This window comes from Herbiconiux liangxiaofengii (genome assembly GCF_041927335.1).
In the GTDB taxonomy this organism is placed as follows: Bacteria; Actinomycetota; Actinomycetes; order Actinomycetales; family Microbacteriaceae; genus Herbiconiux; species Herbiconiux liangxiaofengii.
In genome coordinates, this window is sequence record NZ_JBHFHD010000008.1 from 339964 (window position 1) to 363756 (window position 23793).

General features: G+C 67.7%; 29 protein-coding genes. 13 read left to right on the forward strand and 16 right to left on the reverse strand.

Annotated elements, in window-relative coordinates; translation table 11 throughout:
• Positions 1-12: 12 nt before the first annotated feature.
• On the reverse strand, positions 13-1119 hold the full coding sequence (locus ACEXOR_RS07935) for a substrate-binding domain-containing protein (RefSeq protein ID WP_374848961.1): 1107 nt from the start codon (positions 1117-1119) through the stop codon (positions 13-15).
• 78 nt (positions 1120-1197) lie between these two features.
• A complete protein-coding gene (locus ACEXOR_RS07940) occupies positions 1198-2145 on the reverse strand; it encodes an ABC transporter permease (protein WP_374848963.1) in 948 nt (315 codons plus the stop codon).
• A 274-nt stretch (positions 2146-2419) separates the two neighbouring features.
• On the opposite strand from ACEXOR_RS07940, the gene ACEXOR_RS07945 reads away from it, so the two are divergent.
• Positions 2420-3499 carry an SDR family oxidoreductase gene (locus ACEXOR_RS07945; RefSeq protein ID WP_374848965.1) on the forward strand — a complete coding sequence of 360 codons (1080 nt, stop codon included), beginning with the start codon at positions 2420-2422 and terminating at the stop codon, positions 3497-3499.
• A 55-nt stretch (positions 3500-3554) separates the two neighbouring features.
• Here the strand turns inward: ACEXOR_RS07945 and ACEXOR_RS07950 are convergent, their stop codons facing one another.
• Complete coding sequence (locus ACEXOR_RS07950; protein ID WP_374848967.1) at positions 3555-4574, reverse strand: PHP domain-containing protein; 1020 nt, start codon at positions 4572-4574, stop codon at positions 3555-3557.
• Between the two features lie 98 nt (positions 4575-4672).
• On the opposite strand from ACEXOR_RS07950, the gene ACEXOR_RS07955 reads away from it, so the two are divergent.
• The gene (locus ACEXOR_RS07955; RefSeq protein WP_374848969.1) at positions 4673-5713 is read left to right on the forward strand and encodes a hypothetical protein; all 1041 of its coding nucleotides are present in this window, start codon (positions 4673-4675) and stop codon (positions 5711-5713) included.
• Positions 5714-5766: 53 nt separating this feature from the next.
• Here ACEXOR_RS07955 and ACEXOR_RS07960 read toward each other — a convergent pair whose 3' ends face one another.
• The gene (locus tag ACEXOR_RS07960) at positions 5767-6300 is read right to left on the reverse strand and encodes an MmyB family transcriptional regulator (RefSeq protein ID WP_374848971.1); all 534 of its coding nucleotides are present in this window, start codon (positions 6298-6300) and stop codon (positions 5767-5769) included.
• A 121-nt stretch (positions 6301-6421) separates the two neighbouring features.
• Positions 6422-7351: an aldo/keto reductase gene (locus tag ACEXOR_RS07965; protein WP_374848972.1), complete on the reverse strand. Its 930-nt coding sequence runs from the start codon at positions 7349-7351 to the stop codon at positions 6422-6424.
• 105 nt (positions 7352-7456) lie between these two features.
• Between ACEXOR_RS07965 and ACEXOR_RS07970 the strand changes: the two genes are divergently transcribed.
• A complete protein-coding gene (locus ACEXOR_RS07970) occupies positions 7457-7738 on the forward strand; it encodes a hypothetical protein (RefSeq protein ID WP_374848974.1) in 282 nt (93 codons plus the stop codon).
• Positions 7739-7874: 136 nt separating this feature from the next.
• Positions 7875-8102, forward strand: coding sequence for a hypothetical protein (locus ACEXOR_RS07975; protein ID WP_374848976.1), 228 nt, complete (start codon positions 7875-7877; stop codon positions 8100-8102).
• 69 nt (positions 8103-8171) lie between these two features.
• On the opposite strand, the gene ACEXOR_RS07980 is transcribed toward ACEXOR_RS07975, so the two are convergent.
• The 5 genes from ACEXOR_RS07980 to ACEXOR_RS08000 form a co-directional block, all read right to left on the reverse strand.
• Positions 8172-8807 (reverse strand): hypothetical protein, encoded by a 636-nt coding sequence (locus ACEXOR_RS07980; RefSeq protein ID WP_374848978.1) that lies wholly within the window; start codon positions 8805-8807, stop codon positions 8172-8174.
• A gap of 43 nt (positions 8808-8850) precedes the next feature.
• Positions 8851-9042, reverse strand: coding sequence for a hypothetical protein (locus ACEXOR_RS07985; RefSeq protein ID WP_374848980.1), 192 nt, complete (start codon positions 9040-9042; stop codon positions 8851-8853).
• A gap of 87 nt (positions 9043-9129) precedes the next feature.
• Positions 9130-9750: a hypothetical protein gene (locus ACEXOR_RS07990; RefSeq protein WP_374848982.1), complete on the reverse strand. Its 621-nt coding sequence runs from the start codon at positions 9748-9750 to the stop codon at positions 9130-9132.
• Positions 9751-11069: 1319 nt separating this feature from the next.
• Positions 11070-11558: a hypothetical protein gene (locus ACEXOR_RS07995; RefSeq protein ID WP_374848984.1), complete on the reverse strand. Its 489-nt coding sequence runs from the start codon at positions 11556-11558 to the stop codon at positions 11070-11072.
• 246 nt (positions 11559-11804) lie between these two features.
• Positions 11805-12416: a hypothetical protein gene (locus ACEXOR_RS08000; RefSeq protein WP_374848986.1), complete on the reverse strand. Its 612-nt coding sequence runs from the start codon at positions 12414-12416 to the stop codon at positions 11805-11807.
• A 175-nt stretch (positions 12417-12591) separates the two neighbouring features.
• On the opposite strand from ACEXOR_RS08000, the gene ACEXOR_RS08005 reads away from it, so the two are divergent.
• On the forward strand, positions 12592-13020 hold the full coding sequence (locus ACEXOR_RS08005; RefSeq protein WP_374848988.1) for a hypothetical protein: 429 nt from the start codon (positions 12592-12594) through the stop codon (positions 13018-13020).
• 149 nt (positions 13021-13169) lie between these two features.
• Here ACEXOR_RS08005 and ACEXOR_RS08010 read toward each other — a convergent pair whose 3' ends face one another.
• From ACEXOR_RS08010 to ACEXOR_RS08020, 3 genes are all read right to left on the reverse strand, one after another.
• The gene (locus ACEXOR_RS08010; protein ID WP_374848990.1) at positions 13170-13346 is read right to left on the reverse strand and encodes a hypothetical protein; all 177 of its coding nucleotides are present in this window, start codon (positions 13344-13346) and stop codon (positions 13170-13172) included.
• A gap of 1367 nt (positions 13347-14713) precedes the next feature.
• Complete coding sequence (locus ACEXOR_RS08015) at positions 14714-16117, reverse strand: RHS repeat-associated core domain-containing protein (RefSeq protein ID WP_374848992.1); 1404 nt, start codon at positions 16115-16117, stop codon at positions 14714-14716.
• Positions 16114-16992, reverse strand: coding sequence for a LysR family transcriptional regulator (locus ACEXOR_RS08020; RefSeq protein WP_374848995.1), 879 nt, complete (start codon positions 16990-16992; stop codon positions 16114-16116). The genes ACEXOR_RS08015 and ACEXOR_RS08020 overlap by 4 nt, the downstream gene beginning before the upstream one ends.
• Positions 16993-17074: 82 nt before the next feature.
• Here ACEXOR_RS08020 and ACEXOR_RS08025 point away from each other — a divergent pair, with 82 nt between their 5' ends.
• Positions 17075-18373, forward strand: a complete 1299-nt coding sequence (locus tag ACEXOR_RS08025; RefSeq protein ID WP_374848997.1) for an MFS transporter — start codon at positions 17075-17077, stop codon at positions 18371-18373.
• Positions 18374-18402: 29 nt separating this feature from the next.
• Here ACEXOR_RS08025 and ACEXOR_RS08030 read toward each other — a convergent pair whose 3' ends face one another.
• On the reverse strand, positions 18403-18717 hold the full coding sequence (locus tag ACEXOR_RS08030) for a hypothetical protein (RefSeq protein WP_374848999.1): 315 nt from the start codon (positions 18715-18717) through the stop codon (positions 18403-18405).
• Between the two features lie 167 nt (positions 18718-18884).
• Between ACEXOR_RS08030 and ACEXOR_RS08035 the strand changes: the two genes are divergently transcribed.
• The 3 genes from ACEXOR_RS08035 (at position 18885) to ACEXOR_RS08045 (ending at position 20798) form a co-directional block, all read left to right on the forward strand.
• A complete protein-coding gene (locus ACEXOR_RS08035; RefSeq protein ID WP_374849001.1) occupies positions 18885-19376 on the forward strand; it encodes a MarR family winged helix-turn-helix transcriptional regulator in 492 nt (163 codons plus the stop codon).
• Positions 19377-19446: 70 nt separating this feature from the next.
• Entirely contained in the window at positions 19447-19851 is a 405-nt protein-coding gene (locus ACEXOR_RS08040) for a hypothetical protein (RefSeq protein WP_374849003.1), read from the forward strand.
• Entirely contained in the window at positions 19848-20798 is a 951-nt protein-coding gene (locus tag ACEXOR_RS08045; RefSeq protein WP_374849005.1) for an aldo/keto reductase, read from the forward strand. Before ACEXOR_RS08040 ends, ACEXOR_RS08045 begins: the two co-directional genes overlap by 4 nt.
• 15 nt (positions 20799-20813) lie before the next feature.
• On the opposite strand, the gene ACEXOR_RS08050 is transcribed toward ACEXOR_RS08045, so the two are convergent.
• A complete protein-coding gene (locus tag ACEXOR_RS08050; protein WP_374849007.1) occupies positions 20814-21272 on the reverse strand; it encodes an Lrp/AsnC family transcriptional regulator in 459 nt (152 codons plus the stop codon).
• Between the two features lie 94 nt (positions 21273-21366).
• Here ACEXOR_RS08050 and ACEXOR_RS08055 point away from each other — a divergent pair, with 94 nt between their 5' ends.
• Together ACEXOR_RS08055 and ACEXOR_RS08060 are read left to right on the forward strand one after the other, a co-directional pair.
• Entirely contained in the window at positions 21367-21783 is a 417-nt protein-coding gene (locus ACEXOR_RS08055; protein WP_374849212.1) for a rhodanese-like domain-containing protein, read from the forward strand.
• The gene (locus ACEXOR_RS08060) at positions 21780-22247 is read left to right on the forward strand and encodes a GNAT family N-acetyltransferase (protein WP_374849009.1); all 468 of its coding nucleotides are present in this window, start codon (positions 21780-21782) and stop codon (positions 22245-22247) included. Before ACEXOR_RS08055 ends, ACEXOR_RS08060 begins: the two co-directional genes overlap by 4 nt.
• Before the next feature lie 82 nt (positions 22248-22329).
• On the opposite strand, the gene ACEXOR_RS08065 is transcribed toward ACEXOR_RS08060, so the two are convergent.
• A complete protein-coding gene (locus ACEXOR_RS08065; protein ID WP_374849011.1) occupies positions 22330-22587 on the reverse strand; it encodes a DUF6458 family protein in 258 nt (85 codons plus the stop codon).
• Positions 22588-22732: 145 nt separating this feature from the next.
• Between ACEXOR_RS08065 and ACEXOR_RS08070 the strand changes: the two genes are divergently transcribed.
• Both ACEXOR_RS08070 and ACEXOR_RS08075 read left to right on the forward strand, forming a co-directional pair.
• Positions 22733-23395: an arsenate reductase/protein-tyrosine-phosphatase family protein gene (locus ACEXOR_RS08070; RefSeq protein ID WP_374849013.1), complete on the forward strand. Its 663-nt coding sequence runs from the start codon at positions 22733-22735 to the stop codon at positions 23393-23395.
• 84 nt (positions 23396-23479) lie between these two features.
• Positions 23480-23767 carry a PadR family transcriptional regulator gene (locus tag ACEXOR_RS08075; RefSeq protein WP_374849015.1) on the forward strand — a complete coding sequence of 96 codons (288 nt, stop codon included), beginning with the start codon at positions 23480-23482 and terminating at the stop codon, positions 23765-23767.
• Positions 23768-23793: the final 26 nt, after the last annotated feature.

The window sequence follows — 23793 nt, forward strand, 5'->3', positions numbered from 1 at the left end:
GCTTTCAGTTCGTCACTTGAGCAGAGCCGCCTGGTCCTCGGGCGACATCTCGGCCGAGAGGAAGATGTCTCCCGGCAGGTCGGCCTCGCACTCCACCGGGTTCGGCGTCGACGACACCGAGTCCTCGAAGGTGGGGGCGTCGAACGTGGTGGTGTCGGGCAGAACGCCGCCGGTGGCCTTGGCCACGGCGTACTGCACGGCGAGGCGCACGTTGTCGTTGCCGGTGGCGACCGTCATCATCTTGAAGTCGGGGTTCGCGGCCTGGTTGTCCTTCCAGAAGCAGCCGAGCACGTTGCCGTCGGTGGTGACCAGGGCGGGGATCGAACGGCCGCTCTTGGTGAACTCCGGCAGGGCGCCCACGAGGGATGGGCCGAAGTCGGAGACGATCACGTCGATCTGCTGGTTCTTCGCGATGGCGCTGGTGAGCACCTGCTGCGTCACCGCCGGGTCCCAGTTGGTGGGCTCGAAGGGCGTCTCGCCGATGAACTCGTAGGCGCCGCCGTCGAGCACCGAGTTCATGCCGGTGAGCTCGTCCTCGCCCTGGCTGTTGCCCTTGGGGCCGGAGAGGAAGAGGATCTTGGCACCGTCGGGGAAGTTGGTCTTGATCCACTTGCCCCAGTTCTCACCGTCGGTGGCGAAGTCGGCGCCGATCCAGGCGTCGTAGTCGGTGCCGTCCTGGCCGCCCGGGTTCACCCGGTAGGGAACCGTCACGACGCCGGCCTGGTAGGCGCTTCGCAGGGCGGGAAGCATGGCCTCGCCGGCATCCGGGAACACCACCAGCGCGTTCACGCCCTTGGCGACCATGCCCTGGATGTCGGCGATGGACTTCTGGGTGTCGCCCTGGCCGTCGGCGTACTCGTAGCCGGTGACGCTCGGGCACTTGGCCACCTCGTCGGCACCGGCCGCGGTGGTGACCTTGCGCCAGCTGTTGCCGCCGAAGCCGTCGAGCAGACCGAGCGTGATCTGGTTGGGGCCGCACCAGTCGGGTGCGCCCTCGACGGGGGCGCCGGTGGCGACCGACCCGTTCGAGGAGGGTGCCCCTGAGCTGCAGGCCGTGAGGGCGAGGGCGGCGACGCCGATGCCGGCTGCTGCCAGGACGATTTTTCTGCGAATGACCATGGGATGGTTCCTCTCACTGTGCGCGGCGCCTCTGCCGCGGTGATCTCGGGTTCGGGATTGGTGTTCGGAGAACGAGTACTAGACGGCGGCGCGCACGCGGGGCCTGAACCCCAGCCGGGCTCGCAGGCCGGCCCAGTCGATGGTGTAGAGCGCCACGCCCACGGCGAGCGCCGCGGCCTGGATGATCGAGCGCACCGCGTAGGGCACGCCCGCCGCCAGCACGAACTGGTCGAGCTGGCTGAGGAAGACCGCCGCCACGACGGTCGCGAGCGGAAAGCCACGACCGCCGAGGAGGCTCGTACCGCCGAGGACCACCACGGCCACGGCGGGGATCAGGTAGGCGTTGCCCTGGAACGCCGTGGGCTGCGCCGTGATGCCGGCGAGCAGAATGCCCGCGAGGCAGTAGAGCAGCTGGGCCCACACATAGGCCGCGGCCTGGTGGGTGCGCACGCGCAGACCGGTGGCCCGGGCGGCGACGGGGTTGGCGCCGACAGCTTCGAACCGCCGGCCGGCCACGGTCTTCTTCACCAGCAGGGTCACCAGCACGAACGCGGCGAGGGCGAAGAACACGGAGTTGGGGATGCCGAAGCTCAGCCCGCCGGCCACGTCGCGCAGCAGCTGCGTGGTGGAGGTGGGGCTGCCGCCGGAGATGCCGAGCACCACCGCGAAGAGCAGGGCGTTGGTGCCGAGCGTGGCGATGATGGCGTTGAGCCCGAGGCGGCCGATCAGCAGGCCGTTCAGCAGACCCGCCAGCACCGCGAGACCCACGGCCAGCAGCAGCGCCGGCACGAGCAGCGAGTCGTCGCCGTTCGGGATGCGGCTGACCACCACGATGGCCAGCGACACGGCACCGGGGATCGACAGGTCGATTCCCCCCTGCTGCACCACGAGCATCTGCCCGAGGCCCACACAGGAGAGCACGGCGGCGAAGGGGAGCATGCCGAGCACGGCGCCCTGCGACACACTCGACGGGGCGAAGACCGCGCTCACGATGAAGAGGGCGATCACGGCGATCCCCACGGTCACGAGACCACGGGAGATCGACCACCGCGAGCTCGTCAGTGCGGGTTGCCGTCGCTCCGTTGCGCTCATACTGTCTCCATGATCGTCAGTGCCCATCATCGGGTCCGTCGTTGAGTATAGCTTTACACTCGCGGTCAAGTGTTCACAACCGCTTTTGATAACTATTCGGCTGGAATGGCGGAATTCCGGCGTTCTTCGCGCGAATCTCGAGCGGGCTCCCGCGGCCGTGAACCCGAAGTGTACGTTAGACCTGAACAGCCGACGAGAGGGAAGAACCATGTCTACGACCGCAACGGGGCGCCGCGCGCTGGTGATCGGATCGACCGGGATCGCGGGCCAGGCGCTCTGCCGGCAGCTGATCGAGCAGGGCTTCGAGACCTTCGGGGTGTCGCGCTCGCTCGCCACCCCCGTCGAGGGCGTCCGGCCCATCGCCGCCGACCTGCTGGACGCCGAGGGGCTGGAGGCCGCGCTGGCCGGCGTCGACCCCGAACTCGTGTTCATCACAGCCTGGATGCGGCAGGCCGACGAGGCCGGGAACATCGCGGTGAACAGCGCGATCGTGCGGAACGTGATCCGTGCCTCCGCCGCCGGGGGCGCGGTGACGCACGTGGCCCTCCTCACCGGGCTGAAGCACTACCTGGGCCCGTTCGACAACTACGCCACCGGCGTGATGGCCGACACCCCGTTCGAGGAGGAGTCGGAGCGGCTCGACAGCCCCAACTTCTACTACGCGCAGGAGGACGAGCTCTTCGCCGGCGCCGAGCAGCACGGCTTCACGTGGAGCGTGCACCGAGCCCACACGGTGTTCGGCTACGCGGTGGGCAACGCCATGAACATGGCGCTGACACTCTCGGTGTACGCCACCATCTGCGCGCGCACGGGCGAGCTGTTCCGTTTCCCGGGCTCCGAGACACAGTGGAACGGGGTCACCGACGTCACCGACTCCGATCTGCTCGCCGAGCAGCTCGTCTGGGCGGCCACCGATCCGGCGGGCCGCGACCAGGCCTTCAACATCGCCAACGGCGACGTCTTCCGCTGGCGCACCCTGTGGCCGCGGATCGCCGAGCACTTCGGGGTGCAGTGGGCGGGCTTCGAGAACGAGCCGGCGCCGCTGGAGAACCGGATGGGCCACGCCGCCGAGGTCTGGCGCGAGATCGCGGCCGAGCACGGTCTCGCCGAGGGCGACGTGTCGCGCCTGGCGAGCTGGTGGCACACCGACGGCGACCTCGGCCGCAACCTCGAGTGCTTCACGAGCATGAACAAGAGCCGCGAAGCCGGGTTCCTCGGCTTCCGCACCACGCCCGCGAGCTTCTTCGACAAGGTCGAGCGGTACCGCGCGTCGCGCATCATCCCCTGAAGCGAGCGGCCCTGAGCGGGCGGCGGATGCCGGTCCGGCGTTCCGCCGGCCCGGGTCAGCGCTGCCGGCCGGTCCACTCCAGCAGGCGGTCCAGCGGCCAAGTCGTGACGATGCGGTCGGCGGGGATCCCGGCCGCGGCCGCGCGCTCGGCCCCGAGGTCGATGAAGCCCAGGTGGCCGGGCGCGTGCGCGTCGGAGTCGATGCTGAACAGGCAACCCGCCTCGAGCGCTAAGGCGATCAGGTCGTCCGGCGGGTCCTGCCGCTCGGGGCGGGAGTTGATCTCCACCGCCACCCGCTCCTCGGCGCAGGCGGCGAACACCGCGGCGGCGTCGAACGACGACTGCGGCCGGGTGCCGCGCGATCCCTGCACGAGGCGGCCCGTGACGTGGCCGAGCACGTCGGTGTGCGGGTCTCGCACGGCAGCGAGCATCCGTGCCGTCATGGGCGGGCCGTCGTCGCGCAGCTTGGAGTGCACGCTCGCCACCACCACGTCGAGTCGGTCGAGCAGCTCGGGCTGCTGGTCGAGCGTGCCGTCGGCCAGGATGTCGACCTCGATGCCCGAGAGCAGGAGGAACCCCTCGGCGCCCCGGTTCACCTCGGCCACCACCTCGAGCTCGGCTTCCAGCCGCTCGGGCGTGAGCCCGTGCGCGATCTTCAGGTTCGGCGAGTGGTCGGTGAGCGCCAGGTACTCGTGGCCGAGGGCGCGCGCGGCGGCGGCCATCGACGGGATGTCGGTGGTGCCGTCGGACCACTCGCTGTGCGCGTGCAGGTCGCCGCGCAGCTGCTCCCGCAGGGCCTTCGCCGCCGGGTCGAGCTTCTCGCCGGTGCGGGCGCGCAGGTCGACCAGATAGCCGGGCACGCGGCCCTCGAGGGCCTGCTGGATGATCTCGAGCGAGCGGTCACCGATGCCCTTCGCGCGGGCCAGCCGGCCGTCGGCCGCGCGGGCGGCCAGCTCCTCCGGCGCCCACTCCGCGGCCACTGCTGCCGCCCGCCGGAAGGCCTTCACCTTGAAGCCCGGGGCCAGTTCCCGCTCGAGCAGGAATGCGGTCTCGCTCAGGGCGTCGACGGGGTCCATTCCCCCGACCCTAGCCCTCGGCTCTCGGGCGGGGAATGCCGCGCCGACGGGCATTCCGCGCGGGCCCGCCCGGGTCTACCGTGTGAGGGGAGGTGGCCATGGCGGCTCCGAGCGAGTACCTGCGGGCGCGACGCGATGCGGCGTTCCGCGAGCGGGTCGAGCGCGAGTACGACGGTCGCCACGACGTGCTCGACGCTCTGTGGTGGCGTGAGCATCCGGATGCGCCGTCGCCCGCGGGCGAGCCCGCTCCCTCGACCCGGCGGGCCGAGCTGCAGCGGGTCGCCTTCGCGCGGGCGGAGCCCGGCGCGGCCGACGCCGTGCCCCGGGCCGACCGGGCGGCCGCCGAGCTGCGGCGGCTCGATGCGGAGCTGGCCGAGGAGCGAAGGGCCATCGACGCGGCGGTGGCCGCGGCATCCGTGGCCGCGGCCACCACCGTCACCGCCGTCACCGCCGCACGGCCGAGCGCCGCCGGGCACTCTGCGAGCCACCCCGCCGGGCCCGACGACGAAGGGCTCGACGACGGTGTCGCGAACGGTTCAGGAGCCGACGGCCCGGCCGACATCCGCTCCGCCGCACCCTCGCCCACCGCCTCGGGCCTCGGGCGCCGCCGGCTCGCCGGGGTGGTGGCCGCCGCGTTCGCCGTGGCGGTGCTCGGCGGCGCCGCCGGTTTCGGCCTCGCGCAGACCGTCGCGGCATCCGGTGGTGACGCGGCGGGCGGCGACGGAGCCCCGTTCGCCGACGCCGGCACGGCCCTCGCCATCTTCGACCGGCCGCAGGCCCCTGGCGACCAGCCACCGCTGCTCTACAACGTGCAGCTGCGCGAGGAGACCCTGCGCACGCTCTCGATGCCGGGGGTTCCGCTCTACGTGGCGCGCGACATCGACGGCGACGTGTGCGTGGTGCTGGTTCAGACGAACGGCACCTACTCCGCCAACTGCGTGCCAGACGACCGGTTCCCGGCCACGGGCCTGCTGATCCGGGGCTCGATCGCCGTCACCGGGCGGCCGTCGCAGGGCGACCAGCAGCCGCAGAGCTTCGTCGACGTGGAGGCCACCTGGCTTCCCGACGGCACCACGGTCTGGGGCCAGAACCCCGAGACCCGGCGATCCGACGACCCCGACGACCCCGACGACGACTGAGCACCCCCGATCAGCCGGCCTCCCCGATCAGCCGTCGACGATCGGGACTCCCCTCAGTCGGACGCGCGGGCTGCGCCGGCCGCCAGGGCGGCGAGGCCCCGCTCCGACGCGGCGTCGGCAGCCCGCCACACCAGCAGCGTGTCGTGCTCGTCGCCCGGCACGGGGAGGCGATGGAAGACGAGGGTGATCGGCGGCCCGTCTCCCGGCCGGAAGGTCCACGCGCCGCTGCCCCGCACCGATGAGGAGTCGCGCGCGAACACCTCGGAGAACGATCGGCTCTGCGCGGCGAGCTCCCCGATCACGCTGCGGAACTCGTCGTCGGCCTCGTGCCGGTCGAGGCTCAGCCGGAACCCCGCCCCGATGTCCTCGGCCAGCGCGGGCCAGGTGGGCTCGCCGTGGCCCACCGACTCGTCCAGGAACGCCGAGCGCGCCAGGTTCACCCCCACCTCGAAGAACGGGGTGAGCGCCCGCGCGAGCGCGTTCGAGTCGATCACCGTGAGGTGCCGGTCGTGCGCCACCACCGGGAGGTTCCCGATGGCCTCCACCAGGTGGTGCAGGCCGTCGCGGGGTGAGGGTGAACGGGTCACGACATCCTCCTTCGCGAATCCTCACTCCAGATATAGAACCTCCCCGGCCCCGACCGGTGCGACAGAATGTCGAGAACCGGTGCGACCGGGCGCGGGGCGATCGGGCCGCGCGAAACGTGGCTCAGGGCAACTGGTGGCCGGCGGCCGTGAACAGCCGGTACCACTCCTGCCGGGTGAGCACGACGTCGGCGCCCGCGGCGGCATCGGCCACCCGGTTCGGGTTGGTGCTCCCGAGCACCACCTGAATTCCGGCCGGATGCCGCGTGATCCAGGCCGTGGCGATGGCGATCGGCGTCACACCGTACGCAGCGGCCAGCTCGTCGAGCACGTCGTTCAGCTCGGCGAAGTGCTCGCGATCGCCCAGGAAGACCCCGTCGAAGAAGCCCTTCTGAAAAGGCGACCACGCCTGCAGCGTGATGTCGTGCAGGCGGGCGTGGTCGAGCATCCCGAGGTCGCGGTCGACCGACTGGTCGAGCCGCACCATGTTCGCGGCCACGCCCTGGGCGATGATCGGCGCATGCGTGAGGCTCAGCTGCACCTGGTTCACCACGAGCGGCTGACGCACGGTGCGGGCGAGCAGATCGATCTGCCCCGGGGTGTGGTTCGAGACGCCGAAGTGGCGCACCTTGCCCGCGGCCTCCAGGGCGTCGAAGGCCTCGGCCACCTCCTCGGGCTCCACGAGCGCATCGGGGCGGTGCAGCAGCAGAAGATCGAGGTGCTCGAGCCGCAGCGCCTCGAGCGACTCGTCGACCGTGCGGAGGATGTGCTCGGCCGAGAAGTCGAACCAGCCGTCGCGGATGCCCACCTTCGACTGCACCACCACCTGCTCGCGTTCGGCCGGCGAGAACGAGACGGCGTCACCGAAGCGGCGCTCGCTGCCGTGACGCTCTCCGCCGTAGATGTCGGCGTGGTCGAACATGGTGATGCCCGCGTCGCGCGCGGTGCCCACGAGGGTGCGGATCTCGTCGTCGCTCAGCTCGGCGATGCGCATGAGGCCGAGGATGACGACGGACGGGCGGAGGTCGGTGCGGGCTATCGGGGTGGTCTTCACCCCTCCACCCTCACCCAATCTTCACGAACAGGCCAGTCGACCCTCCCGAAATGGGCACAGGCCCAGTAGGTTATTCGACGAACCGTCATCTCTGGGAGGAATCACATGACCAACCCTGTTTCGCAGTCCCCGCAGTCCGCGCCCGCCGGCACCGACTTCCCGGGCAAGACCCTCGGCATCGTCGGCCTCATCGTCGCGATCTTCTTCAACGTGATCGGCCTGATCATCTCGGCCATCGCGCTGAGCCAGTCGAAGAAGGCCGGGTACAAGAACACGCCCGCCCTCGCCGGCGTGATCGTGGGCGCCGTGCTCACCGTGCTCGGCATCATCTTCGCGATCATCGGTGTCGTCGCGGGCATCGGCGCCGCGTCGATGACGACCTACTGATCGACTGACGTCCTGATCGACTGACGTCGGTCGGCTCGGCCCGATCGCAGGCCGTCGCCCACCACCCTTCGAGGTGGGGGCGGCGGCCTTCGTCGTTCCGGGCGGGCGCGTGGTCGAACCCGCTTACGCTTGAGGGGTGACAGAGTTCGACGAACGGATGCCGGCCGAGCCGGGCAGCACCACCGCGCGCCGGCTGCTCACCACGGTGCGGGTCCTCTGGGTGCTGGCGGGCGCATCCGTCGCCGGGCCCCTGCTGCTCGGAGCGTTGCCGATCGACATCCCCATCTGGATCACCACGCTGCCCACGCTGCTCGCCCTGGCCGCCATCGCGCTCTGGGCCGTGTCGCGACGCACTAGACGCTAGTTGTGACTTCACGTCGAACGGATTCGCCCGTCTAGCAGGCGTCCGGTCCTGCCCACCACCGTGCCCAAGCTATCTGGTCGCTGCTGCAACCGTGGATACTTCGCATACGTCGAGGTGCGCGTGCAGCAGTACTGAAAAGGTTTGAACGTATTCGGGTTCGCCTGTGGTAGTGATTATTTGAATCGGACCAAGCTCGACAGGCTCGCTGGCTTCTTTTGTAGTGATAGCGATTGCCACGTTGATTGGGGTCGCCTCGGTCAGCTGGGCCGTCGTCGGATCAAACAATCCCCGCTGCCAGGGCAAATTGATCATTGCTGCAGTTGGCGCAGCATCTTCCGCAGCAAATCCAACGCCGCCCTCCCAAAGATCGACACCCACGATTGTTGCGTTCGATGCATCTACCGCCTGGGCACGAACTTGCCAATTGGAGGGATCCATCGCCGGCTTCGGCTTGAGTGTCATCACCACGATGACGCCCTCGCCATCATCCCTCACGTCGCAGCTCGGGTCTAACGCGACCGGCTCATAGAGATCGAACTGTTTCGGGGCGGTGACATTGCGAATGGCGATCGAACCGACAATCGCGATGACGACAACAAGAACTAGGCCACCGGCGAGACGCAGAGCGAGGGATATTCGATTCCGATGCGTGACCTGTTCCTTCTGCTCTGGAACGGGCGAGCTCTCTGAAGGAATCTGGTCCACGGAACCAGTCTGATGGCCGAAGACTTAGCAGACGAGACCAGTTTCATAACGAAATGGGCGAGTGATGCACCAGTAACAAATGTCCTGCAAGAAGGAGCGTTCCGCACTCGTCGATTAGCCACCGCATCTCGTGCTCGACAGACTCGACCCGCCACGGGGTCTCCACCAGGGCACCGTCGAGTTCCTGGACCACCCAGTAGTGGTCATCCTCGATACCACGGGCAATGAAGAGCACGCTCCGATTATGGCCGGGCGTGGATGGGTGTCGAGGGTCACAGTATGCGGTGGCTGGGAGTCTTAGATGTCTAAGAGATAGTCGCCTTCAGGCAGCGGGGACTGCTCTGAGTTCACGTAGGCGATGGAGAAGGTCGTTCACCGCCTCTTCCGTCGCTATGCGCGCACCGAAAGGAAAACCGCCGGTGATCGGAACGTCGAATCGAACGATCTGATCGGCCCAGAGCACGACAACCCCTACCGCCCGCCACGACTCGAGACCATTCTTGGCTACCCCCTGGTCGAGCTCGACCACATTCTGCCAAGGAAGCCACAACTCACAGGAAAAAGTCGACCGACCCGCCCATAACCCGACGCCCTCAGAGTTCGCCGCCAGAGTCAGGCCCCATGGCAGGCCTGACGGTCGCCCGAGGCGGCGGAGGTCGTCCGAGAGACGATCGGTTCTCAACGCTGGGGCGAGAACATCCCAGGTCCTCATTGACTTCAGGTGGTCGGATCTCCGCCCCCATCCCGCGACCAGGGCAGATGCGCCACAGAACATGAACATGAGCACGATCACCGCGACGACCATCGCGGCCGCAACGACAGACGCAGTGTCCATCCTCCCGAATTCCTGCCGGTAGGCGCGCACGAATTGGACAACGATGAAACCAGTCGCGCACAACAGAGCACCAAGCACGGCGACCCAGAACCCCCGCTTGTCAGCCATTGCTCACCACCATCAGTACGGCGCGAATAACACGCCTCCAGCGCCAATGTTTGTTGCGTTAGAAGCTACCCGTTTGAGGACAACTCTGTCGCGAACGGCGATTCGGGTCATCAGAAATCACGAGCCTCCAGCGATCAGCGCGCGCACTCCCGACAGGCCAATCGTTACAGCGAGCAACATCATTCCTGACCCAACAACTGCCGTGAACCAAGGGCGAGCCTTCCTAGCAGCCCGTTCGCCAAGCGGGCCATAACGGGACCGCAACTGAGCAGCTTGGTACTTGGTGATCGGCTCTCGAAATATCACAAGAGAAAGACCGACGCAAAGTCCAACTACAGCCGCAACGAGGGGCACGATTGCCGTCACGAGTCGCCTACTTTTTGACTATCGATTCCGATTTTGATCAGGTCTTCGATTGTGCTGGAGAAGAACTGCGAAGCGCAAAGACGAAGATGGCAAGCCGAGTCATTCGCCTAGTTGACGCGTACATTGCGAGGCCGTCAGCAAGCCGATCAGGACCGCACCTGCGAAGAAAATCACCGTCGCAGTTTCCAGATACGCCCCCGTCCAGCTGGTCCAGATCTCTTTGCCGGCCAACAGGGTCGAAGGCAGTGAGATTTAGGTCACCGCAAAGATCATGCCACTCAAGCAGATGGGCGCAAATAGACAGCAGACCAGCGGCCAGCTAAGCGATCAAAGTCGTGAGGAGCGACCATAGCAATGGCGTACGTCCCGTCACCGCCTCACACCACTAACGATCCGTTGTCATCGATTCGTTCCTCACGCCCGTAGGAGGACTCCGGAACACTTTGAAGCCCGACGCCACTGCCTCCTAGTCGACGCGACTGACCGCTTGTACTGACCTTCAAACATCAGCTTGGGCACACGAACCATACGCGGCGCTTCATCACGACGAGGATTCAGGAACTGAATGAAAGGTCCCTGGTTCCTCAGTGAGTCGGATCATTCTGAGTCCTGTTGACGTGAGAATTGTTTCCTCGAGGTGAATTGATAGAAGTCTGTAGAAAATAGTCTGCTCATCGTCGCCAGGCCAAATGCCTTCAGCAGAACTCACAATCCGCTCACGAATGTCGCGGAAAACGGTTTCGTCAATCTCGACCGTCGGACGATCGTGCGGCCGCTGTTCCGAACCTGCGCGAAAGCGCCAAACTCCTCTTGGGTCGGGACCTTCGAGGTTGGTTCCATCCACGAAGTCGACAAACTCCGAGACACCTGCGTCATTGCGGGTCAACGCTATTCCCAATCATTTTGGCCTGCGCAAGCAGGCGCTCCGCGAGGTCTTTCTGCACCCGAATGGTTCAGCCTTCGAAATCCGAGCACCCCTCAGCAGCCCTGCGGTCATCTCGCGTCATCCATTCGTCGCTGAGCCGAGCGATGTCGAAGGCGGCTACTGTTTGCGTCTCTCCATCCTGCCCGAACAGCACCGTGAGTGCCCCCTCCGTAGCCAGCGGTTCGGGATCCATGGACGCACTCCATGAGTCCGGTAAGACGCCATACGTCACCTCGAACGGGGCAGTCAGCCCCGGGCCGGATGCGCTCCACAGCTCCATGTCCATGCCTGGCCCCTGCATCGAGGAGTTGTCAACGTCGACAACGAATCTGTCGTCACAGATCAAGATCGTGACGCCACCGTCGTCGGTTCGCGCGAGCGCTTGATAGCTGGTCGTACAAGCGGAGAGAGCGAGAGCTCCGCCCGCAGCAACGACGAACAGGCCTGCGGCTCGCGCTCTGTTCATCATCTGCCGAATGCTCGAAACGAGCATGTTTTCCTCGGCGGCGGGAGTCACGAGAGGTCGAATTCGTCGTCGAGGTCGTTGGGCTTACGTCGTCTCACACGCTGGTGGAAGACGTGATTCCACACGAACATCGCCAACACGAGTCCGAACGACCCCGAAAGCCCTAGGAGCAGCACCAGCTGAACGACCTGCGAACCAGACATTCCCGCCCCCGACTCCGTTTGCGTCACAGACCACGATCCGCCATCGACACTAGGGCAATCCGTCGCATACTCTGCTGGCTCGGCGGCGAGAAGGCTACGAGACCTCGTGCTCGGACCTTCGTTCTCGGATCTGCCGCGCGATCTCATCCACCTGTCGAGCCGTGGGATTTGCGAGGCTCCCTTCGGGAAGGACGCTCAGGTCTACCACTCCTTCTCGTCCGGAATGCCTCAGCGCGATTCTCAACTTTGCCCAGGTCGTGATGCTGTGTTTTGCCCTCCCCTCGACAGAAGCCAGCAATTGGACTTCATCCCACCGGGATGTGATCGATTGACTCTTTCCGTCGCCCAATGTGAGACCGTCCGCATCCGCCGCGAGAGCTGAATAGATGCGTCTCTTGCTGCGAGCCAGTCCGAATATCGCCAATCCCGCGTCGAGGAACGCGTCCGCAACGACGATGTAGACGATCGCTCCTGGTCTTTGAGCAGCCAGCCTCGCTCGTGCACGAAGAGCCGCTCGTAGCATCAGGGAAAAAGTTATCGCCAAGCCGATCGATGCGATTCCCAGGCCGAACAGGAAGCTGGAGACGCGGGATGCTTGGCCGGGTGCCAGATCTTCGTCCCTCAGACCGAGGAACAGTCGCAGCCCGATGGCGATCGCGAGAAGGGCGACCCCGCTGATCCCTAGTGCTCTGTTCGCTCGTGTCACGGCTGGCTCCTCACGGCGTAATCCGCTGCGGCATTGCGTGGCTGATACCGAAGTCGGTGGCGATCTGCCGATCTGCTCAGTGGTGACGCCGCTCTCACGGCTGAGAGCGACTGCAACGACGTGAGGCTACGCAGCGCTCCGACAATCGATTCAGCGACCGCTCTACGCTTGAAAGATGCTCTCAGTATTCGTCTATCGGGCAATCCATCCTCTTGACGTAGACACAGCCCGCCAGATCAAGGCAGGCAATCTGGTTCTCATCGAGACTGAGGCTGAAGGACACCTGACGTCTCTATGGCCGAACGCCGCCATACTCTCATTTCGATTCGAGTTCGAGTCGCTCTCTGGCCCCGATGAAGCGGTGGCGCGAGGATGTCACCGGGCGGTCAACGCGGCTCTGAACGGAATGGGCGTACCGTACTTGACTCCTCGTGATGGCTCAGGCGATGCACGCCGTAAGCTCTCCTCCTCACTGCCATCAGTCGCCGCCGCACGGGAACAGGTGCATGGCTCTGCGGGTGACGCCGAAGCGCTCCAGCACCTGTTTGACTCCGTGCAAACACTCTCGGGTCTCTTGGAAGAAATGCTGCGCCAGCGGCAATAGGTTTGCGATGGCTGACCATTGCCTGGGGAACAGCAGACCCTTGATTTCTAGTTCGCCGGGGTTCCCGGCCCGCTCGGTACCACCGCCGGCTCAGGGAGCCGCGGCCCGAGGCCGCGCCCCGGCGCCGAGGGCGTCGGTGAGCGCACCGATCAGCGGCCGCCTCGCCGCCCCCCCCCTCCCCGGCGCACCGCGAGCGACACCACCCACGGCGGCAGCACCTCGCCGAGCGGCAGCACCGCGCAGCCCGGCGCCTCGATCACCTCAGGCACCACGGCCACCCCGGACCCGGCCGCCACCCACGGCGCCACACTCGGCAGGTCGGCCACCTCGTCGGCCAGGGCGCCGCTCGGCGTGGGCCCGCACCTGGACCCCTCCAGCGCGTGGATCTCATTCGCCTTGTGACGGTGTGTACCAGCTGTCGAGTCCGACTGAGATCGGGCCGTCGCCTGGGCTGGACGAGAATTGCCGTAAGGAGAACGCCGCTGAAGAAAACCCGACCAGAGCCGAGATACCTAAGCCTGCCAGCCATGACTGCAGGACGGAAGCCGATTGCGGGTTCCATTCCTCCCAGGTGCTGAGTAATGGCCCTGCCGCAAGTTCCCCGTAGAGGCACGTTGTTGATACCGCAAGGATGAAGATGGCGAGCCGAGTCGTTCGCCCCCAGAGACGGGTAGTCGACGCGAACATGGCGAGGGCCGTCAGTAAACCGATCAGGATCGACATCGTCGACTACTCCGAAGACCCGCCGACCTTCTGTGTGGGCTGAGATCGACGCTCTGCCGTGGCCGCCGTCAGGGGGCCCGAAAGACCAGCCCGACATGCCTAGCTCTCCACAGGGCTAGCGTGTGGGTGACTCCCAGATAGACGTAGGTTCATTGTCAGCTGCCTGAAAGCATGGGTGTCAAGCGCTATGCCGAACGGGCTGGCGTTCGATGTCGACCCTTGCGGCCATCTTGCGTCATCCATTCGCCGCTGAGCCGAGCAACGTCTAAGGCGGATGCTGTTTGTATTAATCCGTCCTGCCCGAACAGCACCATGAGTGTTCCCTCCGTAGCCAGCGGTTCGGGATCCATGGATGCACTCCATGAGTCCGGTAAGACGCCATATGTCGTCGAACGCCGGCAAATCGCGATCCCCTTGCTTTAGGGACCCAGCTGCGCGACCGCATCCTTGCTGTCTTGCGTCGTTCTAGGGGCGGTCACGCCGCGAAGTCTAATCCTGACGGCTCGCATGTCGAAGTAGGCGAAATATGCCACGGACAGCGGAAAGTTGCGGCAGGCTGCATTTGTGCGAGCTACACGACCGAATCTTCAATTAATGGCCGTCCTGTTGACCGTGGTCGCTGGCATGGGTCTGGCGCTGTTCACGCTGTGGCTGGTAGTCAGCCCTTCCTACCCTTGCCCAATTACAGCGGATGACGGAGCTCTCATGGGATCGGTAGAGCCCGTGCGCTCCTGGTGGCCAATTGGCGTCACTTGCCGCTATACGCTCCACGGCGCGCGCAGCGAATTTGGTCCTGACTGGGGTCTAACCGTCCTTATTGTCACCGCACTGATCTCAGCGGTATTGGCGGGTATTGCATGGATGGCCTACCGGAGAGCCTCTACGGAGTAACGCCACTCCATACACATGCATACGGCGAACATTTCGGGGCGACCGTCCTCACCAGTTGCACGCAGCAGCCACCGCACGTTCAGACACGACGGAACGGTGCCTCGACAAGCCACGAGGCATTCTCCGGCCTATTTAGCTCCAGGTCGTAAGTGTCTGCCAGACCGAAGGCCGATCCCATCTCGCCGAGCGCATGGCAGGCCAATTGCTGCTTAACGGTTCCCGTCGGTTCGATACCCATCCGATCGAAGGCCTGGAGGCCGCTTGTGTACGCAAAGACGTGCGCCAATAGGTCGAGCACCTTCCTCTCCGCAAACTGTTCGCTCTGGGTGAAGGAATAACGGAATCCGTGCACCTCATCCCACTTGATTTGAAGAAATTTGTATGCCGTGCCCGGAGTTAAATATGGTCGATCCAATGCCATCTTGGCAGTGCTACCTAAACCACCCCCATACGTGCGGACGTTGGCCGGAGATGCATAAAACGACTTGTTGCAGGAAGTAGTTCCACAGTCTCGGCGCTTACCATCCAGATCGAACATGTTCACGGGGTCGTTGGGATAGTTGTACCAACCCGTATTTCCTCCGGCGACTGGATCTGCCGCCAGGAATCGCCCAAGCCCTGGCCCGTACATTCGCATCCCCATCTCGATGATCGAGATGGAGCCCACGTGCTCGTAGCCCTTCCCTTTGCCTCCGACCCACCCAAGGTCGTATTCGCCGGGCAGGTTGTTGGGGATCGCCTCATCCGCGGTGGCGCTTCCGATGACCTTGTTGGTTTGGTCGAGGGGTTGCCCGAAGGGGTCGTAGAGGAAGAAGCCGGTGCGGGTGCCGGTGTTGTCGGTGGTCCAGGTGTTGTCTCCGTGGATGTTGGGGTAGGACCACTTTCGGGCGGCTATGTCAGCTGCCGGGTCGGAGCTGATGGGGATGGAGACGGTCACCCCGCCGGGGAGTCCTAGGGTGCGTTGCACGGGGGTGCTGCCGTTGAGCACAAAGGGGCCGGTGTAGCGGTACACGGTCGGAGGGCCTGTGACGGGCGTTTCGGTGCGGGAGATGACGGCGCCGGTGGCGTCTCTGGTGTAGTCGACTTTCGTTCCGGGCACTCCGGCGGCTCCGTCCAGCACGGTGGTGTTGGAGTGGCGGCCGGCGTGGTCGTAGGTGAAGGTCTGGTCGCCGAGGCGGGTGATGTTGCCTTGGGGTCGTAGGTGAGGGTGGCGGCGGTGATGGTCTTGGCCGGGCGGATCATGTTTGCCGGGGTGCTGGCGGTAGTGGTGACCGTTCTTGCCCGCGGAGGGGCTGGAGCCGGCAGCGCACGTCCCGGCCGGGGTGTTTCCGAACTCGTAGGTGAGGGTGTGTCCGGGGATGGTGGCGTTGGTGAGTCGCCCTGCGGTGTCGAATGTGTACGTGGACCACGAGCGAATGATGCTCTCGCTGTGCACGGTGGATGACGTGTTCAACACGGGCAGGTCAACACCCTCCAGAATCACTCCGAAGACGCGCCGGCGCCGAGGGCGTCGGTGAGCGCGCCGATCAGCGGTCGCCTGGCCGCACCCCGGCGCACCGCGAGCGACACCACCCAGGGCGGCAGCACCTCGCCGAGCGGAAGCACCGCGCAGCCCGGCGCCTCGATCACGTCGGGCACCACGGCCACCCCGAACCCCGCCGCCACCCACGGCGCCACACTTGGCAGGTCGGCCACCTCCGCGGCCACCCGCCGGGTGAGCCCGCGGTCGGCCAGAGCCCGGTCGAGCTGCACCCGGTTGCCGTAGCCCGGCAGCACGTCGACCCACTCCTCTCCGGCCAGATCGGCCAGCAGTACCGACGGAGCCGCGGCCAGGCGATGGCCCTCCGGCACCAGGGCCACGAAGGGGAACTCGGCCACCGGCCACGCGTCGAGCTCGGGCGGCGCCGGCAGAGCCAGCAACGCCAGGTCGAGGCGGCCGTGCACGAGATCGGCGATCAGCCCGGTGGAACCGACGGGCGACGACACGAGCTGGATGTCTACGAGGGGGTGGTCGCGGCGGAACCGGCCGAGCATGTCGGGCAGGTCGAGCACCGTCAGCGCCGTGAACGTGCCGATGCGCACCCGGCCGCGGAGGCCTGCCCGCGACTCGGAGGCCGCCCGGCGCACCTCCTCGACGTCGTCGATCAGGGCGCGGGCGAGCGGTAGCAGCACCTCGCCCGCGGGCAGCAGGCGCACCGTCTTCGTGGTGCGCTCGAACAGGGCGGCCCCGAGCTCCCCCTCGAGACTGCGCAGCCCCGCCGACACGGTGGACTGCGCCACGAACAGCCGTTCGGCCGCGCGGGTGACACTCAGTTCGTCGGCCACGGCCACGAAGTACTCGAGTAGGCGGGTCTCCATGAGAGCGATCATAGATCGCGTCGATGACACTCTGCATGATAAATCGTTGGACACGATCAATGTGGCGACGCAGGATCGATCCATGACCACATCGCTCGAACCCGTCACCGCTTCACGCCCCGTCGTGCGGCCCGCCCGCATCCTGAACGGGCAGTCGCGCCGGCCATCGCGGAGCCGCCTCACCCTGCCGCACTCGGCGGGTTTCTGGGTGACCGCCGTCGCGTTCCTGGTGATGATGGCCTTCAACACGGTGCCCACCCCGCTCTACGCGCTCTACCAGCAGCGTGACGGGTTCCCCACCGTGGTGGTCACGGTGATCTTCGCCGCGTACTCCACCGGCGTCATGCTCGCGCTGTACCTCGCCGGGCACCTCAGCGACCGGCTCGGCCGGCGGCGCGTCATCCTGGCCGCGGCGGCGATCGAGATCGTGGCGGCGGTGCTGTTCCTGGTGTGGCCGGATGCCGTGGGCCTCGTGGTCGCCCGCTTCGTCGCCGGGCTCGGCATCGGCATCCTCACCGCCACCGCCACCGCGCACCTCGCCGACCTGCGCCGCCTGGCCCGGCCCGGCGCCTCGATCGGTTTCGCGGCCACCATCGCGGGCGTGGCGAACATGGGCGGGCTCGCCCTCGGTCCGCTGATCGGCGGTGTCTTCGCCGAATGGGCCGGGCAGCCGCTGGTGGCGCCGTTCGTGGTGTTCATCGCAGCCCTCGTGGTGATCGGCTTCGCGTACGCCTTCGTGCCCGAGACGGTGACCCGGCCGAGCGCCCCGGCGCCGTACCGGCCACAGCGCGTGAGCGTGCCGGCCGAGAGCCGCGGCGCCTACTGGGCCGCGGGCATCGGCGGGTTCGCCGCGTTCGCCATCACCGGGCTCTTCGGCTCGGTGGCTCCCACCTTCCTCGCGCAGCTGCTGCACCAGACCGACCACCTGGTGGCCGGCGTGGTGGCGTTCTCGGTGTTCGGCGCCGCGGTTCTCGCCCAGGTGCTGTTCGTGCGGGTGTCCACCCGCCGCCAGCTCGAGATCGGCGTGTCCGCCATGGTGACGGGGCTCGTGCTGCTGGGAGCGGCGGCCCTCGCCGCGGTGCCGGCCGAGGCCGCGGCCGGCGTGCTGTTCGTGGGCGGCGGCGTGGTGGCCGGCGGCGGAGTCGGCCTGGTGTTCCGAGGTGCGCTGGCCACGGCCGGCTCGCTCGCCTCGGGCGCCAACCGCAGCGAGGTCACCTCGGGCATCTTCCTGCTGGCCTTCGCGGGGATGACTGTTCCGCCGCTGCTCGTGGGTGCGGCGCTGCTCGCCCTGCCGCTCGTGCCCGTGCTGCTCGGCTTCGTGGTGCTCGTGCTGGCGCTGATCGCCTGGGCCGGGCCGCGCATGATCCGCACCACGCGCTGACCCGGCCGCATCCGTTCGCCGACGGTGCCCTAGGAGTCGCCGCCGACGGCGGGCTCACCCACGAACTGGTGCGCCTCTGAGGCCAGTTCGCCCCAGTTCTGGCGGTCGGCCACAGCCACCCAGCGACCCTTCGCCGGCGCGGGGCCCTCGGCGCCGCGTGCCTCGTCGCGGCCGATGAGGTCGGCGGCCCGGGCGGCGGGCAGGTCGACCACGAGGTCGTCGCCCACGACCACGGCGAACGCGACGCCCTTGACCAGGAGGGTCTGGCCCTCGACCGACACGTCGTCGTCGGGGTCGGCCAGGAGGGCGCGGGAGAGATCGTCGAAAGCGGCGGAGTAGTCCATCTGTGCATCCTTCTCGCGGCCCGGCGTCCATCCGCTCTCGGCTGAGCCCGGCGACCGCATCCTGGCCATCCTCCCTCAATCAGACTCGACCGGCGTAGGGTTCTCAGGGTCACCCTGCGCGTTCGGGGTGGCGGCAGGACACACAGCGGTACCGAGGGAGTCAGGGCGTGACAGACAGCGAGAGGCCGATCGGCTCCGAGCGACAGGATCTGACAGCGGCACTCTCCGAGTTCATCGCGGCGCAGAGCGGCCTGCGGCGTCGGCTGCGGGCCACGACGGAGCTCTCCGACGCGGCCTGGACGACGATGCTCGTCCTCAGCTCGGCCGCCCGGCACGGAGCGACCATGTCGCCGAAGGAGCTCGCGACGATGCTGGCGATCCGGAGCGCCTCGGTCACCACCCTGGTGGACAAGCTCGTTCGCCGCGGGCTCGTCGATCGCGCGCCGAGCACCGTCGACCGCCGCGGTTTCGCCCTGTCGCTCACACCGGCGGGGGTGGCCTTCGTGGAGCAGCACGACGTGGGGGGCCGGGCCGAGGCCCGGATCGCCGACGATCTGAGCGACGACGACGCCCGACTGGTGGCCCGGTTCTTCACCGAGCTCACCCGGGCCGTCGAGACGACGGCGACGAAGACGACGACACCGACCCCGGGCTCGTAGCGGGACTGCGTCGAACCCTCCCGGGTGTGCGAGGCTGTTTCTGCGCATTCGACCGGAGGAGACAGAGACGATGCCGTTCCGCAGCAAAGAGGTGCTGGAAGCCTGGCTGAGCGAGTACGACGCCGACGGCGAGTCGGTGGCCGGCTACGCCGAGGTGGTGGTGCAGGACGGCTCCGACGGCTCGGACACCGGACTCATCGTCATCCAGCTGAAGAACGCGACCACCGACGTCTACATGCAGCCCGTCGCGCTCGGCGACCCGCACTGGGAGGTCACCTTCACCGCACGCGAGCGCGACCTCGCCCTCGACGCCGACGGGGTGCTCGCCCTGTCGACCGAGCTGTCGTCGGCCGCGCGCCTCTGCGGGTTCCTCGAGCGCAAGTCGCTCGAGCACGTCGAGGCCCATCCCGACCAGGCCCATCCCGCCGAGGCCGAGGCCGGGGCCGCCGGCGAGGCCGCGCCACACCACGGATGACCGACGCGTCCGAGAGCATCGCCTCCCGCCTGGGCCTGGGCCTCGCCGCCCTCGGCCGACCCGCGTACATCACCGCCGGCCGCGACGCGGATCTCGGCGATCCCGCCGGGCGTTCGGTGGAGGCGATGCGGGAGCGGGCGCACTCGCTGATGGATGCGGCGTGGTTCCTCGGCATCCGCTATCTCGACGCCGCCCGCTCGTACGGCCGGGCCGAGGAGTTCGTGGGCTCGTGGCTCGCCGCCCACCCCGGCCGACGTGACGAGCTCACCATCGCGTCGAAGTGGGGCTACGAGTACCTCGGCGACTGGCGCCTCGACGCCCCGGTGCAGGAACGCAAGGAGCACAGCCTCCGGATGCTGGACACGCAGTGGCCCGAGACCCTCGACGCCCTGGGCACCCGACCCGACGTATACCTCGTTCACTCCGTGACGCCGGAGAGCCCCTTGCTCGACGACGGCCCGCTCGTGGAGCGGCTGCGCCAGCTCGCGGCCGACGGGGTGCGTGTGGGCTTCTCCACCAGCGGCCCGCGTCAGGGCGAGGTGATCGAGCGCGCGCTGACGCTCGGCGACTCGCCGTTCTCGGCGGTGCAGACCACGTGGAACCTGCTGGAGCCCTCGGCGGCACCCGCCCTCGCGGCCGCGAACGACGCGCGGTGGCTCGTGGTGGTGAAGGAGGTGCTCGCGAACGGGCGGCTCACCACAGCGGAGGGCTCACCGGCCGCGCTCGGACTGGCCGAGGCCGACGGGCAGCCGCTGGAGCAGCTGGCGATCGGCGCGGCCGTCGCGCATCCGTGGGCCGACATCGTGCTGAGCGGGGCGGTCACGCGCGCCCAGCTGCGGGCGAACACCGTGGCCCGGGTGCCGGCGGTCGACGAGCAGCGGCTCGTCGGACTGGCCGAGCCGGCCGACACGTACTGGTCGGCCCGCTCGGCGCGCGACTGGAGCTGACGTGGCTGCCGCGCTTCAGGCGGGGGTGACGTGCCGCGAGGGCACCGGGCTGGAATAGACGACGCTGGTGGTGATGCCGCCGAGGGTCGCGAGCCGACCGGTGATCCGTTCCAGATCGCGCATCGAGCGGGCAAGGACCTTGATGATGAAACAGTCTGCGCCCGTGACGTGGTGCGCCTCGATGATCTCGGGCATTCCCGCGACCAGCGAATGGAAGGGCGCATAGTCGCCGGAGGGATAGGCAAGCCGCACGAAAGCGGTGACGGTGTAGCCGAGGGCTTCCGGATCGACGGTGATCGAGTATCCGGTGATGACCCCGGAGTCGGCAAGCCGACGCACACGCTCGGCCGTCGCGCTGGCGGAGAGATTGATCAGTCGGGCGAGCTGAGCGACGCTCGTGCGCCCATCTTGCTGGAGGTGGTGGATGATCGCGTGATCGGTCGCATCGAGCGGGAGGAACGGATTCGACGGCATAGATGAGACGGTACCGCGGATTCGACGGTTGAACCGACTGAACACCATTGACAGCCTGTTCCGCTACAGGGGGTTCCTGCACTTTGCTGGAGGCATGACGACGCTTCTCTCCGCGGCCGACTTCTTCGCCGCCAAACTCCAGTACGAGACCGACCCCTCCGACCTCGCCGCCGACCGCGCGGCCGGCCGGGTGCAGTTGCTCCTCGATGTCCGCAACGACGCCTCCTGGAGCCGGGGACGTATCCCCGGCGCCGTTCATGTCCCGGTTGCCGACCTCGCCGAGCGCGCGGCAGAGGTCGCGCCGGACCGCGATGCGGAGGTGGTGGTCTACTGCTGGGGCCCCGGTTGCAACGGCAGCACCCGCGCTGGGCTCATCCTCGCGCGGCTCGGCTACACGCGGGTCCGGGAGTTGATCGGCGGTTTTGAGTACTGGGCACGCGAAGGACTCGCGATCGTCAGCGACGAGGGGCGCTCCCGCCGCCCCACCGACCCACTGACCGCGCCGGCATGACCGTCGTCATCCAGCGCGTCCACACCGAGACGCAGTGCCTTGACGTCCGGGCAATGGTGGAAGCCCACGTCCGTTTCGAACGGAGCGACGTCGCCATCCCGGACGACTGGGCCGCGAGGACGGCGCGTTCGATCGGGTCGGGGCGGTTGAAGATGCTCGTCGCCGTCGCCGACGGGGCCACCGTGGGCTACGCGTCCATCTCGAGGGAGCACTCGACCTGGACAGCGGCTCCTTTCGCGCACCTGGACTGTCTATTCGTCGACGCCGATCATCGAGGCGAAGGGGTCGGTGTGCTCTTGTTCGATGCAGTCGCCCGGGAAGCGGGCGCAATGGGGCTGTCGCAGTTGCAATGGCAGACCCCCGAGTGGAACACCCGAGCAGCGGAGTTCTACAGTGCGCTCGGAGGCCGCGCGCAACAGAAACTGCGATTCTCCCTCATTCTCGAGCCGACACCCACCACGTGACGGGACAGGGATCGGGGGATGTCCGAGTACGAATCCGTCTCGCGCGTTTGGTCGCGGCGGCGCTCCCGAGAACCGCCCCGGCTCAGGCCAGGGGGTCGCGGTCGGTGGTGCGGCGGGTGACCTGCTCGCCGCTGGCCGGGTCGACGGCCGAGCGGGTGGTCGACACCGTGGAACGGCGGCGGAGCGTGAGCACGAGGCTGATCAGGAACACGACCACACCCGCACCCATCAGGATGTAGCCGATCAGGCTGAGGTTCACGAAGCCGCCGAGGTCGACGTTGACCGCGAAGGCCAGGATCGCTCCGATGACGAAGAGGGCGATGCCGGTACCGATACCCATGAGGGCGTCCTTTCGTTCGTGCCCGGCACCCTGCCGGCCCGGCCCCCTGACAATCGTCTGACCGTCGCAACGCCTGGGTGCCGTTCACCGTCTTGCCTACCATGATTGAGTCAGTAGCGATTGACTCACCAGGGGTTGTTTACCGATGTCCGATCTCACGCGCCGAGCGACCACGTTCGCGGCGCTCGCGGACGCGACCCGGCTCTGGATCGTCGACCTGCTGGTGCTCGGAGATCTGTCCTCCACCGAGATCCAGGTGGCGCTGGGCCTGCCGTCGAACCTCGTGGCCCACCACGTGCGGGTGCTGGAGAAGGCGGGCATCCTCACCCGCGCCCGGTCGGAGTTCGACGGCCGCCGCACCTACCTGCACCTCGTGCGCGACGCCTTCGACTCGCTGATCCCGGGCCCGCTCACGGTGCGCGGCCGCGTGGTGTTCGTGTGCACCGCGAACTCCGCACGCTCCCAGCTCGCCGAGGCGCTGTGGCGGCGCTCCAGCAGCATCCCCGCCCTCTCCGCCGGGATGAGCCCGGCCGCCGAGGTGAACCCCGGTGCGGTGGCCGCCGCCCGCCGCCACGGGTTCTCGCTCGACGGCGCCGCCCGGCCCCGGCACGTCGACGACGTGATCGTGGAGGGCGACTTCGTGATCAGCGTGTGCGACGGCGCGCACGAGCAGCTGCGGGGCGACGACGACCTGCACTGGTCGATCCCCGACCCGGCCGCGCTCGGCACCGAGGCCGCCTTCGACGAGACCGTGCTCGAGCTGACCGACCGCATCGACGTGGTGGCGGGCCGACTCCAGCCGGCCTGATCGCCTGAACCGGGCGCGCCGGGCGTGCACCGCGCATCCGCCCGACCGTTGTGGCCGGACGCGCCGCCTCGCTAGGTTGGGCGCATGCAACCGCTGCAGCGTGTGACCGCGCCCACCGTCGACGTGCTGTCGGCGATGCTCGACGGTTCGGGGCCCATCTGGGGGCTGCGGATCGTGAAGGAGTCCGGCCGGCCCTCCGGAACGGTCTATCCCATCCTCGACCGGCTCGAACGGCAGGGCTGGATCGAGTCGACCTGGGAGGAGCTCGGCGGCCGGGAGAGCCCGCCCCGCCGGCTCTACGAGTTCACCGACGAGGGGCGCGAGGCCGCCCGCGATCTGCGCTCGTCGTTCGCCGAGCGACACCGCCCCTGAGGAGACGACGCCGGCGTTCCTCGGCG